The organism is Sphingomonas sp. Root710, from assembly GCF_001429065.1.
In the GTDB taxonomy this organism is placed as follows: Bacteria; Pseudomonadota; Alphaproteobacteria; order Sphingomonadales; family Sphingomonadaceae; genus Rhizorhabdus.
Map to the genome: position 1 here is coordinate 17,999 of NZ_LMIB01000012.1, position 14,429 is coordinate 32,427.

13 protein-coding genes are annotated in these 14,429 nt (G+C 63.9%); 4 read left to right on the plus strand and 9 right to left on the minus strand.

Annotated features, from left to right (window positions below; all coding sequences use genetic code 11):
• Window positions 1-3 precede the first annotated feature (3 nt).
• Window positions 4-1,047, minus strand: coding sequence for an aromatic ring-hydroxylating dioxygenase subunit alpha (locus ASE00_RS10020; protein ID WP_235538621.1), 1,044 nt, complete (start codon window positions 1,045-1,047; stop codon window positions 4-6).
• Window positions 1,044-2,432 (minus strand): LLM class flavin-dependent oxidoreductase, encoded by a 1,389-nt coding sequence (locus ASE00_RS10025; protein ID WP_056379845.1) that lies wholly within the window; start codon window positions 2,430-2,432, stop codon window positions 1,044-1,046. The genes ASE00_RS10020 and ASE00_RS10025 overlap by 4 nt, the downstream gene beginning before the upstream one ends.
• 173 nt (window positions 2,433-2,605) lie before the next feature.
• On the opposite strand from ASE00_RS10025, the gene ASE00_RS10030 reads away from it, so the two are divergent.
• A complete protein-coding gene (locus ASE00_RS10030; RefSeq protein ID WP_056379847.1) occupies window positions 2,606-3,271 on the plus strand; it encodes a flavin reductase family protein in 666 nt (221 codons plus the stop codon).
• A 24-nt stretch (window positions 3,272-3,295) separates the two neighbouring features.
• Complete coding sequence (locus ASE00_RS10035) at window positions 3,296-4,876, plus strand: carboxylesterase/lipase family protein (protein WP_056379848.1); 1,581 nt, start codon at window positions 3,296-3,298, stop codon at window positions 4,874-4,876.
• A gap of 86 nt (window positions 4,877-4,962) precedes the next feature.
• Here the strand turns inward: ASE00_RS10035 and ASE00_RS10040 are convergent, their stop codons facing one another.
• The 5 genes from ASE00_RS10040 to ASE00_RS10060 form a co-directional block, all read right to left on the minus strand.
• Window positions 4,963-5,901, minus strand: a complete 939-nt coding sequence (locus tag ASE00_RS10040) for a LysR family transcriptional regulator (protein WP_056379849.1) — start codon at window positions 5,899-5,901, stop codon at window positions 4,963-4,965.
• Window positions 5,902-5,989: 88 nt separating this feature from the next.
• Window positions 5,990-6,541 carry a hypothetical protein gene (locus tag ASE00_RS10045; protein WP_235538622.1) on the minus strand — a complete coding sequence of 184 codons (552 nt, stop codon included), beginning with the start codon at window positions 6,539-6,541 and terminating at the stop codon, window positions 5,990-5,992.
• A gap of 47 nt (window positions 6,542-6,588) precedes the next feature.
• Window positions 6,589-7,689, minus strand: coding sequence for a cupin domain-containing protein (locus ASE00_RS10050; RefSeq protein ID WP_056379851.1), 1,101 nt, complete (start codon window positions 7,687-7,689; stop codon window positions 6,589-6,591).
• Between the two features lie 28 nt (window positions 7,690-7,717).
• Window positions 7,718-8,734, minus strand: coding sequence for an ornithine cyclodeaminase family protein (locus ASE00_RS10055; protein WP_056379853.1), 1,017 nt, complete (start codon window positions 8,732-8,734; stop codon window positions 7,718-7,720).
• Window positions 8,731-9,588 carry a fumarylacetoacetate hydrolase family protein gene (locus ASE00_RS10060; protein WP_056379855.1) on the minus strand — a complete coding sequence of 286 codons (858 nt, stop codon included), beginning with the start codon at window positions 9,586-9,588 and terminating at the stop codon, window positions 8,731-8,733. Before ASE00_RS10060 ends, ASE00_RS10055 begins: the two co-directional genes overlap by 4 nt.
• Before the next feature lie 239 nt (window positions 9,589-9,827).
• Here ASE00_RS10060 and ASE00_RS10065 point away from each other — a divergent pair, with 239 nt between their 5' ends.
• Both ASE00_RS10065 and ASE00_RS10070 read left to right on the plus strand, forming a co-directional pair.
• On the plus strand, window positions 9,828-10,961 hold the full coding sequence (locus ASE00_RS10065) for an LLM class flavin-dependent oxidoreductase (protein ID WP_056379857.1): 1,134 nt from the start codon (window positions 9,828-9,830) through the stop codon (window positions 10,959-10,961).
• A 19-nt stretch (window positions 10,962-10,980) separates the two neighbouring features.
• Entirely contained in the window at window positions 10,981-12,249 is a 1,269-nt protein-coding gene (locus tag ASE00_RS10070) for an MFS transporter (RefSeq protein ID WP_056379859.1), read from the plus strand.
• On the opposite strand, the gene ASE00_RS10075 is transcribed toward ASE00_RS10070, so the two are convergent.
• Together ASE00_RS10075 and ASE00_RS10080 are read right to left on the minus strand one after the other, a co-directional pair.
• Entirely contained in the window at window positions 12,246-13,034 is a 789-nt protein-coding gene (locus ASE00_RS10075; RefSeq protein ID WP_056379862.1) for an acetoacetate decarboxylase family protein, read from the minus strand. The two genes, ASE00_RS10070 and ASE00_RS10075, sit on opposite strands and share 4 nt — an antisense overlap.
• Before the next feature lie 13 nt (window positions 13,035-13,047).
• Window positions 13,048-14,169 (minus strand): hypothetical protein, encoded by a 1,122-nt coding sequence (locus tag ASE00_RS10080; RefSeq protein WP_056379864.1) that lies wholly within the window; start codon window positions 14,167-14,169, stop codon window positions 13,048-13,050.
• Window positions 14,170-14,429: the final 260 nt, after the last annotated feature.

Below are 14,429 nucleotides of genomic sequence, written 5' to 3' on the forward strand. Positions count from 1 at the left end.
GAGTCAGTCCTCCATAGCCTGCGGCGCCGGCTCGCCCCGACGCTCATGGGCGATGCGCTGCGCCAGGATACGCCGCGCGCGGACGCCGCCGACGTCGGTCGGCAGAATGACGGGACGTAGCTGCATGATGTCGCGATGGCCCAGCCGCCGCTGCTGCGCCTCCAGCACTGGCTTGTCCTGCTCGCCGAAGCCGATCCGCTGCCATTCGCGGACCTTCTCGTCGGCCACCGGATCACCAACGCCATAATCGCGGCTGTGGGCATAAAAATAATGGCAGCTGCCGTCATCCTCGGGCGTGACGAGATGGGCGCTGTCATTGCCGATCAGATATTGTTCCGGCGCGCCCGGCTCGGTCACCGTCGCCGTCAGCTTGACGTTCGATGGCAGGGTCCAGCGAGTCTCGACGGTGAAATCGATGAGATGATCGGGCGACAGGAAGCCCTGGAGGAAGGCCGCGGGGCGTCCATTCGGAAAGGTCAGCGAGCGATAGACGTCATCGCCGTCCTGCCAGGTCTTGTGCTCGAGCCGGGGATAGGCCTCCGACGCCTGGAAATCGCGGTGGATGAACTGGATGTGGGTCAGGTCCGACAGGTTGTCGATCGCCAGCTGATAATCGGCGCTGACATGGGCATAGCCGGTCACGGTCGCCCGCCCCGGCGCGGTCAGGAAGGAGAAGTCGGCGATGCTGTCCGGATCGGCCAGCGCGGGGTCGCCGGTCCAGACCCAGATGACGCCGTTCCGTTCGACGACCGGATAGGTCTTCACCACCGCGCGATCGGGCGGATCGCCGAGCGGGTTGAACACGCAACGCCCCTCCGCGCCAAAGCGCAACCCATGGTAGGCGCATTCGAGCAGACCATCGTTGACGCTGCCCAGGCTCAACGGCACGAAGCGATGGGGGCAACTATCGGCCAGCGCGACAAGCCCGTCGCGCCCCCGGAAACAGACGATGTGGTCGCCAATGATCTTGCGGCCCACCGGCTTGCCGTCGATTTCGTCAGACCAGGCGAACACATACCATGTGTTGCGAAGAAAATTATCGCTCATGCCGGTTCGGCCACCCGATGCCGGAAACTGCTGCCGACATGGTCGGACGGCAGGCGGCCGTCGCCTTCAGGGAAGAATTTTTGACGCATCGTGCCGGGCGCATAGGCGGTCTTGTAGACCCCGCGATTCTGCAACTCGGGCACGACCAGATCGACGAAGGCACCCAGGCCGCCAGGCTCGACGGTGCGGACAAGGTTGAAGCCGTCGATATCGGCCTCGTCGACCCACTTCTCCATCTCGTCGCACACCTCGTCGACCGATCCGACGAAGAAGGCTTCGCGCCCGCCGATCTTGCCGAACTGGCCAAGATCGCGAACCTTGAGCGGCTTGCCGGGATTATATTTGGTCATCGCTTCCATGATCGACTGGATGGCATTGCTCTCGACATAGGTGATCGGATCGTCTGGCGCATATTTGGACAGGTCGATGCCCAGCCATTGCGAGAACATCGCCAGATTGCCTTCTTCGTCGCTATATTGGGCGATGTCCCGCTGGATGTCGCGCGCCTCGGCGCTGCTCTTCGCGACGATCACCGTCGCGGCGTTGAACACCTTGATGCTGTCGGGCCGACGGCCAGCACGAACCGCCTCGTCGCGATAGGCCTGCACCGTCTTCTTCGCGAAGCCGATGTCGCTGGTCGACATGAAGGTGCATTCGGCATGCCGCCCGGCAAACACCCGCCCCCGGCCCGACGCGCCCGCAGCATAGATCATCGGCGTGCGCTGCGGCGAGGGTTCGGACAGATGCATGGCGTCGCACCGATAATGTTCGCCATGATGGTGGACGATATGGACCTTGTCGGGATCGGCGAAGGTCCGTGATGCCTTGTCGCGAACCGCCGCACCATCTTCCCAGCTGCTTTCCCACAGCTTGTACATCAGCTCCATATATTCGTCGGCCATGTCGTAGCGCGCGTCATGCGCCACCTGCTGCGTCGCGCCGACCGCGCGGGCCGTGCTCGCCAGCACCCCGGTCACGACATTCCAGGCGACCCGCCCCTTGGTCAGATGATCGAGCGTGCTGAAGCGGCGCGCGAGCAGATAGGGCGTCTCATAGGTGGTGTTGCCGGTGATCCCGAAGCACAGGTTGCGGCTGACCGCCGCCATCGCCGAGATCAGCACCATGGGATCGTTGTTCGGCATCATCGTGCCCGAACGGAGCACCGCGTCGCTGTTCCCGCCATAGACGTCGTTCGCGCCCAGCACATCGGCCAGGAACACCGCGTCGATCAGCCCGCGCTCGCAAAGTTGGGCAAGCCCGGTCCAGAACTCGATATCGGTATAGCCGAGGCCGTTGGATTGCGGATGCGCCCAAAGTCCCGACCAGGATTGCGTCGGCGACGCCATCGAGAAGGCATTGACGGCGATCTGTTTCTTGCGGCCCATCACCACTCCAGCGAATATAATTATCGTGATGATCAGCTTCCTCCCATGTCTGGCGGGAGCAAAGGCCTCAATCGGAATATCACTGTTGTCGTTTTGGAAAGCGCTTTTGATTGGCGCGCGCACGAAGGCGGACGGTAAGTTCGTTTCAACAATTTGGGCCAGAGACCTTATTCATGACGCCTTCGGGAGAGGCCCCTGCCGTCGCATCGCGGACGGGGGAACAACATGATTTCCATTGCTACGAGCCGGCCAGAGGGCATGGCTTGAAGCATAATCCCATGCAGTCGATCATCGCGCCGCGGCCGATCGGCTGGATCTCGTCGGCCAGCCTGGCGGGGCACAATAATCTCGCGCCCTACAGCTTCTTCAACATGTTGCGGGGCGATCCGCCACTGATCGGTTTTTCGAGCGGCGGCCGCAAGGACAGCCTGCGCAACATCGAGGAAACGGGCCGCTTCGTGTGGAACCTCGCCACCCGGCCGCTGGCCACGGCGATGAACATCTCGTCGTCGGTCGTGCCACGCGACGTCGACGAGTTCACCCTGTCCGGGCTGACGCCCATGCCGTCGAGCTTCGGCGCACCCGCCTATGTCGCGGAGTCGCCGGTCTCGTTCGATTGCGTGCTTACCCAGATCGTCGACCTGCGCGACCGCAACGGCCGGCCTTCCGGCAGCTATCTGGTGATCGGCGAGGCGGTTTATGTCCGCATCGCACGCCACCTGATCGTGGACGGCATCTACGAAACGCTGAAGGGCGACCCGATCATGCGCGCCGGCGGCGTGTCCGAATATTTCCACCTGACCGCCGACGGCCATTTCCACATGCACAGGCCCGACTAGACCATATCCGCAGGAGAGCAGGCGATGATAGATAGCGCGACGACGCGGCAGGGCCGTTTGACCGGGATCGCCACCAAAGGCGGTTCGGCTTTCCTCGGCATCCCCTATGCCGCGCCGCCGGTCGGCGACCTGCGCTGGCGCCCGCCGCACGATCCGCTGTCCTGGCAGGGGACGCGCGCCGCCGATCGCCATTCGCCGGTCGCGATGCAATTCGCCCCTGCCCCCAATTCGCTCTACAATCCGGGCTCGCCGCCGCAGAGCGAGGATTGCCTGACGCTCAACGTCTGGACCGACGCAAAGGCACGTGGCGAGCGGCGGCCGGTGATGGTCTGGTTCCATCTCGGCGCGTTCATGTTCGGATCGTCGGCCTGCACCACCGCCCCCGACGGCAAGCTCCTCTTCGACGGCAGCGGCCTGGCGGCGCTCGGCGCGGTGGTCGTCACCGTCAATTACCGGCTCGGCCGCATGGGCTTCCTCGCCCATCCGCTGCTCAGCGCCGAGAGCGAGCATGGCGCGTCGGGCAATTACGGCTTCATGGATCAGGTCGCCGCGCTGCGCTGGGTGCGCGACAACATCGCCGAATTCGGCGGCGATCCCGGCAATGTCACCATCTTCGGCGTGTCGGCGGGATCGGCGAGCTGCTCGATGCACATGGCTTCGCCTCTCTCCAAAGGCCTGTTCCATCGTGCGATCGCGGGCAGCGGGGCGTTCATGGGGCCTCCCGCACAGGATAGCGGCCTGTTCGATCGGCCGCTTGACCTCCCATCGGCTGAAGCGCGCGGCCAGCAACTGTCGGATGGCCTGGGCGCGACCACGCTTGACGCCCTGCGCGCGCTGCCGCCTGAAGCGATCATGACCGGTGCAATCCCGATGGAGGAAGGCCGCTGGTATATGGAAGCGCTGGGCGGCTATCTCGGCGAGGGCGCGGCCGACACCAATTATCCGATCGTCGACGGCTATGCGCTTCCGGACAGCCCCGGCGCGATCATCCGCGCGGGCAAGCATAACGACGTGCCGCTGCTGACCGGATCGACCACCGACGACTGCTCGGGCCTGCCCAGCATCAAGACGCTGGCGGAATATGAGGCCTATCTGCGCACGGACATGGGGCCGCTGGCCGACGCCGCGCTGCGGGCCTATCCGGCGGTCGATGATCGGTCGGCGGCGCGATCGAGCGGCGATCTGCTCGCCGATCGGGTGTTCGGCTGGCAGAACTGGACCTGGGCCAACCTCGCCCAACGGCACGGCAATGCGCCTGTCTATTATTATGACTGGACCTATGCCCCGCCGATCCCGACGGGCCGCTATCTCGAAAGCGATTTCGGCCCGGTCCACGCGGCGGAGATCCCCTATGTCTTCCGCAACCTGGCCGCCTATGATTGGGCGTGGACCGCCGGGGACGAGACGATGTCCGGCCGCATCTCGCGCTATTGGGTCAATTTCGCCAAGGCTGGCGATCCGAATGGCGAAGGCCTGCCGTCATGGCCGCAATTCACCGGGAGCGACGGCCCCGCAATGCAGCTCGGCGAAACGCTTGCGGCAGGCGAACCGCTACGGCGTGAACGTTTCGCGGTTCTGGACGACTATTACGCCCCGAAGAATTAAAAGAAGTAGGCGCTCAATGTACGTGAGCGCCGGAAGCGCAGGAAATCGCCATTTGCAGACCGATACGGGCTTAATATCGATGCGCCCTACGGCATCCATTCGGGGGTGCCGCGAAACGCATCGCGGAGATGATCGATGAACACGCGGGTCTTCAGCGGCAGGTTCCGGCGCTGCGGGTAAACGACATAGATATAGCTGTTGATCACCCGGCTCTCGGGGAACAGCTCGATCAACGTCCCATCGGCGATCTCCTTGTAGACCAGATAGCGCGAGAGATGGCCGATACCGATGCCGTCGAGGATCGCCTGCTTGTAGATCGTGCCGTCATTGACGACGAGGTTGCCGGTGACGTGGATGACGGTCTCCTCGCCATCCTGCAGCAGCCGCCATTTCGAGCTGCTCGATGCGTCGTTGGTCAGCAGGCAGTTATGCTGGACGAGGTCCTTGGGCTCGGCCGGCCTGCCGAACTTCTCGATATAGGCGGGCGATACGCACACACTGCGGATATTGGGGGCGAGCTTCACCGCGATAAGGCCCGGTTCCAGATTGCTGCTGATCCGGATCGCGACGTCGATCGAATTGTCGATCAGGTCGATCACCTCGGGGGTGATGCGGAAATCCACGCTGATCTTGGGATAGCGCTCCAGAAAGGTCGGGATCAGCGGCGGCAGGTGATAGCCCGCGAAGGACGGCCCCATGGTCACGCGCAGATTGCCTTGCGGCTCCATCTGATATTCGAGCATCTCGGCTTCGGTTTCCTCAACCTCCTTCAGGATGATGAGGCACCGGTCGTAGAAGCGGCGGCCGAGTTCGGAGATGGAGAGATGCTTGGTCGAGCGGACGATGAGCTGGCCATGAATCTTCTCTTCCAGGAAGGAGACATGCTTGCTGATCGTCGAAGGCATCACGTTCAGCCGGTAGCCGGCTTCGGAAAAACTGCCCGATTCCACGACCGCGACAAAGGCGCGCAGCGCGCTCAGATTGTCGAGCATCGAGCGGTAGATATTCTTGATCTCGCCCTTCATGGCACCCGTCCTTTGCCTCCCAGCGCCGGTTCCGCCTGTCACAGGGCAGGCCGCAGCAGGACAGACGACCGCGAAGGATTATCGTCCGTCACTTAGAATCGAATATCGATGGGGCCGCAAGCTGCATATCCAGGGTCCGCCCTATGGCGCAGACCTGGATGAAGCGGGTCGCCTGGAACAACAGCGCAACCGCGAGCCCGGGATTTTCCAGCGCCGCGATCCGTTCCGCCGCCGCCCGTGCATCGTCATGGCGGCCATCGACCATGGCGATCGACAATTCGCGCGCCGCGGCCTGGGTCGGCGTGATCGCGGCGGAAGACGGCCGCCCGACCATGGCCGCGATCCAGTCCCGATCGAAGCCGAGCTTTTCGGACAGCCGCTCATGCTGGATCCGCTCATAGGAGAAATCCATCGCGGTGCAGACGGTCAGCGCGACGGTCTCGTTGACGTCATCGGGGATCGACTGCTTCAGCGCGACGCTGAGCCCCATGAAGCCCGACAGCACCGCGGGGGCATGGCTGCCATAACGAAAAAAGTCGCCAAAATAGCCGAGCCGGTCGATCGTCGGCTGGAATAGCGCCTGAAGGCTTTCGTCGATATCTGCGAAATCGAGGGGCGGGATGCTGGTCATCTTGGTCATCCGATGCGGAGCGCCCCGCACGATGGCGGGGCGCGGTGAAGGCACGTTCAGGCGAGTTCGGAGATGTTGGTCTGAAAGCCGATCTGGGTTCCCAGATTCTTGATCGGCTCCTTCATCGTCTCCTGCCAGATCAGCGATTCGGTCGCGATCATCAGCGGGTGATCCTGAATGGTCAGCGCATAGAAGCCGTCGGGCCCCGAGGCATGGTTGTGGATCGCCCAGCCAGGGGCGGACAGCATCAGGTCGCCCGCTTTCCAGGTCAGCTTCTCGCCGCTCACCGTGCTGCGCCCCGAACCGCCGAAATAATAGTTGATCGCCGCCGAGCTGTGCCGGTGCGGGCGATCGACGATGTCGCCGGGATAGGAGGCAATCGACGCGAAGAAGCTGTGGGTCGTGCCGTTGCGGCGCTCGGTGGCGGGGTTGTAGAGAATGTAGAGACGGCGGCCATTATAGCCGTCGCCGATCGCGCGAACCGTCTTCAGCCGCGGCTCCACCTCGGGCCAGGGCCAGTGCAGGGCGTGGTTGTCGACCGTATCGGGATCGACCAGATGCTCATAGGGCATCAGGAAGGCGCCGTTGCCGATTGGCACGATCGGCGCGCTGTCCTTGGCGCGCGGCCCGGTGGCAAACTCTTGCGCGACCGCGTGGAACCAGTCGTCCGAAACCTTGGCGTCGGCGGCCTCCTCGCCATAATAGACCATCAGCTTTTCGAGCATCGGCCGGTTCGAGAAGGTCAGCCGCACCAGCAGCTTCGATCCATTGTTCTCATAGAAGACCGGGTGCATCGACGGCACGTTCCAGACGTCATGCGTTTCGATACCGAAGGTCGATGTGCCGATCCGTGCCGCGCCATGCCCGCCGATGCACATTGCCGCGGCCGTGCTGTTCGACCGGCTGACGCGGACGCGTTCTCCAGGCTTCAGAACGTCGATATGCACATCGATGCCGGGCGCCAGGCCCAGGCCCGGCGCGGCCGACAGCGGGTGGACGATATTGGTCGACCGGCGGCCGTTGGCGGGCATGGGCTCATCCGCCAGCCGCGCGATCTCGGCCTCGATCTCCTCTTTGGTGATGACGATCGACGGCCAGGTCTCGGTAACATCCGGCGACTGACCGCTTTCATCGACAAGCTTGGCTCGACCCTGCATTTCCTTAAACTCCTGAAGCAATTCTATCTTATTTGACGTCGACGGTCCGCCAGCGGGGCATGACCCGCTGCGGCTGATCGATCGACAGGCCGATGCCCTGTGCCATGGCGCGCTCATAGGCCATGATCGCCACCGACAGATCAGACAGACCGGTGCCCATCGGCTTGAACATCGTGATATCACGATCGGCGAGCAGTGCCCCGCCCTCGCTCAGCAGCGCGCCCAATGTCCTGACCGCCTTCCAGCCGTCGCCGTCCTCGCCGAAATACTCGCGCAGTTCGCGCGAGTTGAGCTGGGCATTGCGCAGGCTGTCCACATATATCCCCGTGCTGCGTTCGAGCACATTGGGCAGGCATTCGGCATTGGCGGGCAGGATCGCGCCGGCCGCGATCAGCAACACGCCCGGCGACAACAGCCCGGCGTCCAGGAACGGTGCGGACGCCCGCGTGATCAGCGTGACGATCGGCACGTCGCGCACCGCGTCATCGAGCGACGGGCTGTCGATCACCTCAAAGCCGAACTGCGCCCGCGCCTTCTCGACAAAGGCCGCGCGCTTGTCCGCCGTGGGGCTATAGACCCTCAGCCGCCGCAGCGGGCGGACCGCGGCCACCGCCGCGACCTGGGTCAGCGCCTGCGCGCCGGTGCCGATCAGCGCCATCTCGTCAGCGCCGGGTGCGGCAAGCACATCGGCGGCGAGGCCCGACACCGCCGAGGTCCGGATCTGCCCCAGCGTCGCGGCTTCCAGCACCGCCAGCAACTGACCATCGCGGGTGTCGAACAACGAGAAGATCGCCGTCGCGCCCTTGTCGGTATGCACCCAGGTCTTGAACCCGGCATAATGCTGCCCCGGCGACATCGAGCCCAGCGCATGCATCGCGCCGCCCGGCCATTGGCCCAGCGCCTTGTCGACCGCCTTAGCCCGCCCTTCGGCCTCTTCGATGAAGCCGGTGCGCAACGCCGCCATCGCATCGTTGAGATCGACGAGCGCGGCGACCTGCGCCTCGGTCAGCCAGACCAGCGGTCCCTTGGCCCGCTCCTCGCTCATGCCCCTGCCCCGACGGCTTCGGGCGTTTCCGCGATCACATGGTTGCGCAGCAGACCGACCCCGGGGATGTCGATCTCCATCACGTCGCCGGGCACGAGCCACATCTTGGGATCGCGCAGGAAACCCACCCCGTCAGGCGTGCCGGTCGCGATGATGTCGCCGGGCAGCAGGCGGGTGAAGCTGGAGATATAAGCGATCAGGTCGGCAACGCTGAAGATCAGCGAGGTCAGCCTGTCATGCTGCACGACCGCGCCGTTCAGCCGGGTGGTGAGTTCCAGCGCCGAAGGATCGCCAACCTCGTCCGCGGTGGTCAACCACGGGCCGATCGCGCCGCTGTTGAGGAAGTTCTTGCCCGCCGTCACCTGACGCGCGTGCATCTGGAAATCACGGACCGAATTCTCGGCGAAGCAGCTATAGCCCGCCACATAGTCCATCGCGTCGGCCGCGCTGACCCGCCACGCCGGACGGCCGATGATCACGGCGAGTTCGCCCTCGAAATCGAGCTCGGTCGATATGGCCGGGGCGACGACCGGCTGGTCATGGCCGACCTGGCTCGATGCAAAGCGGACGAAGACCGAGGGATAGTCGGGCAGCGGCGTACCCGTCTCGATCAGATGACCGCGATAGTTGAACCCGATCGCCAGGATCTTGTCCGGGTCGGTGACCGGCGGCAGCATGGTGATCGCATCGGACGCGATCGCCGTGCCGGCGACCGCCTCGGCCTCCTTCAGCCGCCCATCGGCGATAAGCGCCATGACGCTGCTCGCGAAATCCTCGGGCAAGAGGACGATCTGGCCCTCATCCTCGCGGATGATCCGGGTGCGCCCTTGATACAGACAGGTTCCTATCCTCATCGCTCTTTTCATCTGCTGTTATGCGTTGAGCTAGTTATGTCCGATGGACTGGCGGCGTGTAGGCACGTAGCCGAAAGACACTATTTCCAAATCGGCACTTCTGGAGACGCCGCTTTTTCGCGGCCAGCGCGGGCGGGCCGTGCGGATTTTTCCAATTCGGAAATCCAGTGGTTCCGACACGCGATTGTCAAAGCCCATGCCGCGGATCAGGCTTTGGCAAAAGGTGAGGAGCCATAAGAATGAAGAGCTGGAAGGACGACCCGCGGGCGGAGACCAATCCCCTGTTCAACGACAACAAGCTGAAGCTGGGTATCTTCGGGTTGAACGGCATCGGCAACAATATGTCGAACGCCCCCGAGACCCCCAATGCCACCTGGGAGGAGTCGGAGCGGGTGTCGCGGCTCGCCGAACAGGCCGGGTTCGAGGGCAACGTGCCCTATTCGCGCTGGCGAGGCTATGTCGAGGGCGACGATGCGCATCGCAGCGGTCTCGCGCTGGACAGCTACACCTGGGCGGCGGCAACCAGCCAGGTCACCAGCGCCGCGGTCTTCGCCACCTCGCACGTTCCCACCATCCACCCGATCGCCGCCGCCAAGCAGTGCGCGACGATCGACCAGATTTCGGGCGGCCGCTTCGGCCTGAACGTCGTCGCGGGCTGGAACAAGACGGAGCTCGACATGTTCGGCGCGGCGATGAAGGACCATCACGACCGCTATGCACAGGCGGCCGAATGGATCGAGATATTGCGCGAGCTGTGGAGCCGCGACGAGGCCTTCGACTATGACGGGGAATATTACACCGTCAAAAAGGGCATCAGCCTGCCCAAGCCGATCCAGCGCCCCTTCCCGCCGATCATGAACGCCGGCGGATCGGATCGCGGACGTGAGTTCGCCGCCAAATATTCGGACATGGCCTTTGTCATCGTCAAATCCGACAATCCCGAGGAAATGCGCCGCGAGACCGATGCCTATCGCAGGCTGGCGCGTGAGGAATATGGCCGCGACCTTCAGGTCTGGACACTGTCCTATATCGTCCAGGGCGACACCGAGCAGGAAGCGCGCGACCGGCTGAACTATTATGTCGTCGAACATGGCGACGATCGCGCTCTCGACGGTTTCATGAACATGCACAACATGCATTCGCAGCTGATGCCCAAGGACATCATGGAAGCGATGAAATTCCGCCTGAAAGCGGGCCATGGCGGCTACGAACTGGTCGGCACCGCCGACCAGATCACCCAGCGCCTCGACAATCTGTCGCAGGGCGGGATCGACGGCGTGCTGCTCAGCTGGTTCAGCTATGAGGACGGCGTCAACCGCTGGATCAAGGACGTGAAGCCGCGCCTAGCGCAGGCAGGATTGCGAAAAGCCTGACAACGCGGAACGACTTTTCATGCGCGTGACGCCGGCAGAGGACATCCCCGTCCTCGATCGGAACGGGCTGCTGAACCGGCGTGCGCTGCTGTTCCTGCTGGGCACGGCGCTGGGGTTGCTCGGCGGCTTCGCGGTGATGGTGCCGCTGTCGGTGAGCGTGTTCATCAAGCCGCTGTCGCAGGCGCTCGGCTGGGGCCGGGCTGAGGTTTCGCTGCTCGCCACCATGTCCTTCGCGGGCTTCACGATCGCCGTGCCTTTCACGCCCGCGATCATGGAGCGCATCGGCGTGCGGCGGACGATGTGGATCGGCTATGCCGCGCTCGCCGGCTGCCTGCTCATGCTCGGCACCGCGCCCGCGACGGTCGGGCTGTTCTCGATGATCGCCTTTCTCTCGGGCCTGCTCACCGCGGTGACGTCGCCCTCGGGTTTCATGATGCTGATCGGTCAGGCGTTCGACCGGCGGCTCGGCACCGCGATAGGCCTGGCGATGATCGGCTTCGGGCTGGGCGCGGTCGGCATGCCGGTGTTCGCCAACCATGTCCTCGGCCTGCTCGGATGGCAGGCCGCCTTCATCGTCATGGGGCTGGTGACGCTGGCGCTTGGCAGCCTGTCGATCCTGCTGGTCGGACGTAACGGGATCGATTTCGACAACGCGCTGCAGCAGGCCCGGCAAAAGAGGTCGGATATGGTCGCCGGATCCGAGATCACCCTGCGCGCCGTTCTCTCGTCATGGCGCTTCTGGATCATCGGGGCCGCGATGCTGGCGACTTCGATCGCCGGGTTCGGCGCAATCACCCATATTCCCGCCGCGCTGGCCGACCGGGGGATGAGCCTCGATCAGGCCGCGCTGTTCGCAAGTTTCATAGGCATCGGCCTGCTGGCCGGCCGGATCGCATCGGCGATGCTGATGGACATCTTCCATGCGCCGCTGGTCTCGATGATCTTTGTGGCGCTGGGCGGCAGCGGACTGGAAATCCTCCAGTTCACGCCGGTTTCTTCCTTCGGCCCGATCATGCTCGGCGTGATCCTCGCCGGGCTGATCGTCGGCACCGAGACCGACATGGGGCCCGTGCTTGCCCGCCGCTATTTCCCGGTGGAGATGTTCAACCGCATCTACGGCGTCATAGCCTTCCTGGCGGGGCTGGGCGGCATGATAGGACCGTTCCTCTTCGGTTATCTGCGTGACATGGCGGGAAGCTACGATCTCCCCTTCCAGCTAGGCTTCATCATCTGCCTGGCGGGCGGCGGGGCCGTGCTGCTGCTCGGCCGCTATCGCCGCGAGCCTTAACGCTCGACCTTGTCCAGCCGGGTCGCCCCGCCGATCCGGAAGCCGTAGGAATAGGTTACCCCGCCGATCACCTCATGCTCGCGGAAATAGTCGAGCCCTTCGTCGGGTGCGTTGCCGAGTTCGAAAAACGGTTCGCCGACCCAGACGTCGCCGACCTTCAGGTCGGTGCGATTGACCTCCACCAGCTCCGACACCGCGGTCTGCGACGGGTGCAGCGCGGGCCAGTGGCGATGGCCGAAGGTGGCGGGCCGCGACATCAGGTCGCTGGGATCGCCCGCGCGGTCCACCGTCAGGCCCAGCCGCATCAGCGTGAAGCCGTGCCGGGAGCAGATCCCCCCCGCCACCGCGCCCACCCGCAGCCCGCCGCCGGTGACCGGGTTATAGCTGTGCGGCCGCGCCAGGGTGATCGAACCGATCTTCTTGGGATAGCCGTTCAGCCAGCCCCGGATCAGCGACCATTCCTTGTCGACCCAGACGAAGGCGGGGAAGTAGCCCTTCCTGTCGCCATAGGTGCAGGCGATGCTGAGCGCCGCCTCATTATAGACCGCGCCCGCCGGGTTGAGCAGCAGCGCATCCGGCCGGTCCTCACTGGCCGACTGGAACGCCCCGATATAGGCCATGCACAGCCCATCGGCGACCTTCAGGTCCGGCGGCAGCAGCGCCTGCAACCGATCGGGATCGCAGCGCAGATAGACGACCAGCATGTCGGCGCCCCAGCCATAGAGGCAGTCGTCGACGATGCTGGCATTGCCTTCCGGCGTCAGGAAATGGGTGGCACCCGCCATCGGAGAGCCTCCCTTACGCTTCGAAGCCGGGCCGTGCGCCCAGATGGATGACGGGCCGGTTCACATATTCCTGCAATATGGTGCTGTTCATCGCCGCGAGCAGCGCATTGTCCTGGATCGCGAAAGTATAGGCCTCGCGGTCGAACCGTCCGTTGGAATGCGCGGCCCAGGCGGGGGCGGTCAGCACCAGATCGCCGGGACCCCAGCTGATCTCCTCGCGCTCGACGATCGTCTTCCAGTTGCCGGCGATCGCATAGTTCATCGCGGTGACGTTGTGCCGGTGCGACCGGGCCATGTCCCATTTCTTGCCGGTCCAGTTCGGATCGACGCCACCGCTCATCCAGGCGGTGATCGTGTTGGTCGATCCATGCGTCCGGCCGGTCTTCGGATTCCAGTACATGGTGATGATCGCCGCGCGCAGGTCCTTGGTGTTCTTGTCCATGTCGTTGAGGAAGGTCTTAACCTCCTCCCACTTCCACAGATGCGCGGACTGCTCGACGACCTCAGGATCGATGAAGGCATGATAGGTCTTCAGCGCGCCGCCGCCGGTCGGCATCGGATAGATGAAATCCGCCATCGGATCGCGCTTATGCTCGATCGGTTCGGCGGAAGCCGCCGCCCCTGTGCCGACGCCATCCGAAACATAGAGCGCGCGCAGATATTCGAGGATCGGCGCATCGCTGAACACCAGCCGAACATAGGCCTCGTCTCCGGTGCTGGCATAGCTCTGGCTAGCCATGTTCGGCACCGACAGCGTGTCGTGGCGAGTCATGTCGAAGGCCTTGCCATCGATCAGCGCGCGTCCTTGCCCCTCGATGCAGATCGCCACGCTCGAGGAATTATTGGCGGTCGTCTCGACGACCTCGCCGGGCATCACGACCTCGATCGTCGCGCGCAGCCCCGGGGTTATGCTGTTCCGGTCAGATTGGGGATGGACGATGTAGGAACGGCGGCGGCCATTGGCGGGCCGGGGCAGCGACTTGAGCCGATCGATCTCGCCGTCGATCTGCTCCTTCGAGACCTTGAACGCATCCCAGAAGCGCGGGGCGCTGTCCGGCTGGCCCGATGCATCCACGAAGGGATCCTCGACCAGCCCGTTCGCCTTCTTCGAATCCAGCGCTACGTCCGTCACCATGGTCCAGCCTCTCACATTTTATCGCGGCACACATGTCCAGCTTACCGGCTACCGCAGGATTGCCGGAAAAATTAGCGTGAAGTGCGAAAGACATTCTTTCCAATTCGGCAGATGATGCGTCACTCGCCTTCTTGAGATGCCTCTCACCCCGACAGAGCATACCCTAGCTTCTGTAAGCTCGTCCTTCTGATTTTTCCGCTAGCTATTGCAATGCTGTTTTTCGGAAATCCAACAAACTAACTTTTCAGATCGATCGAAGG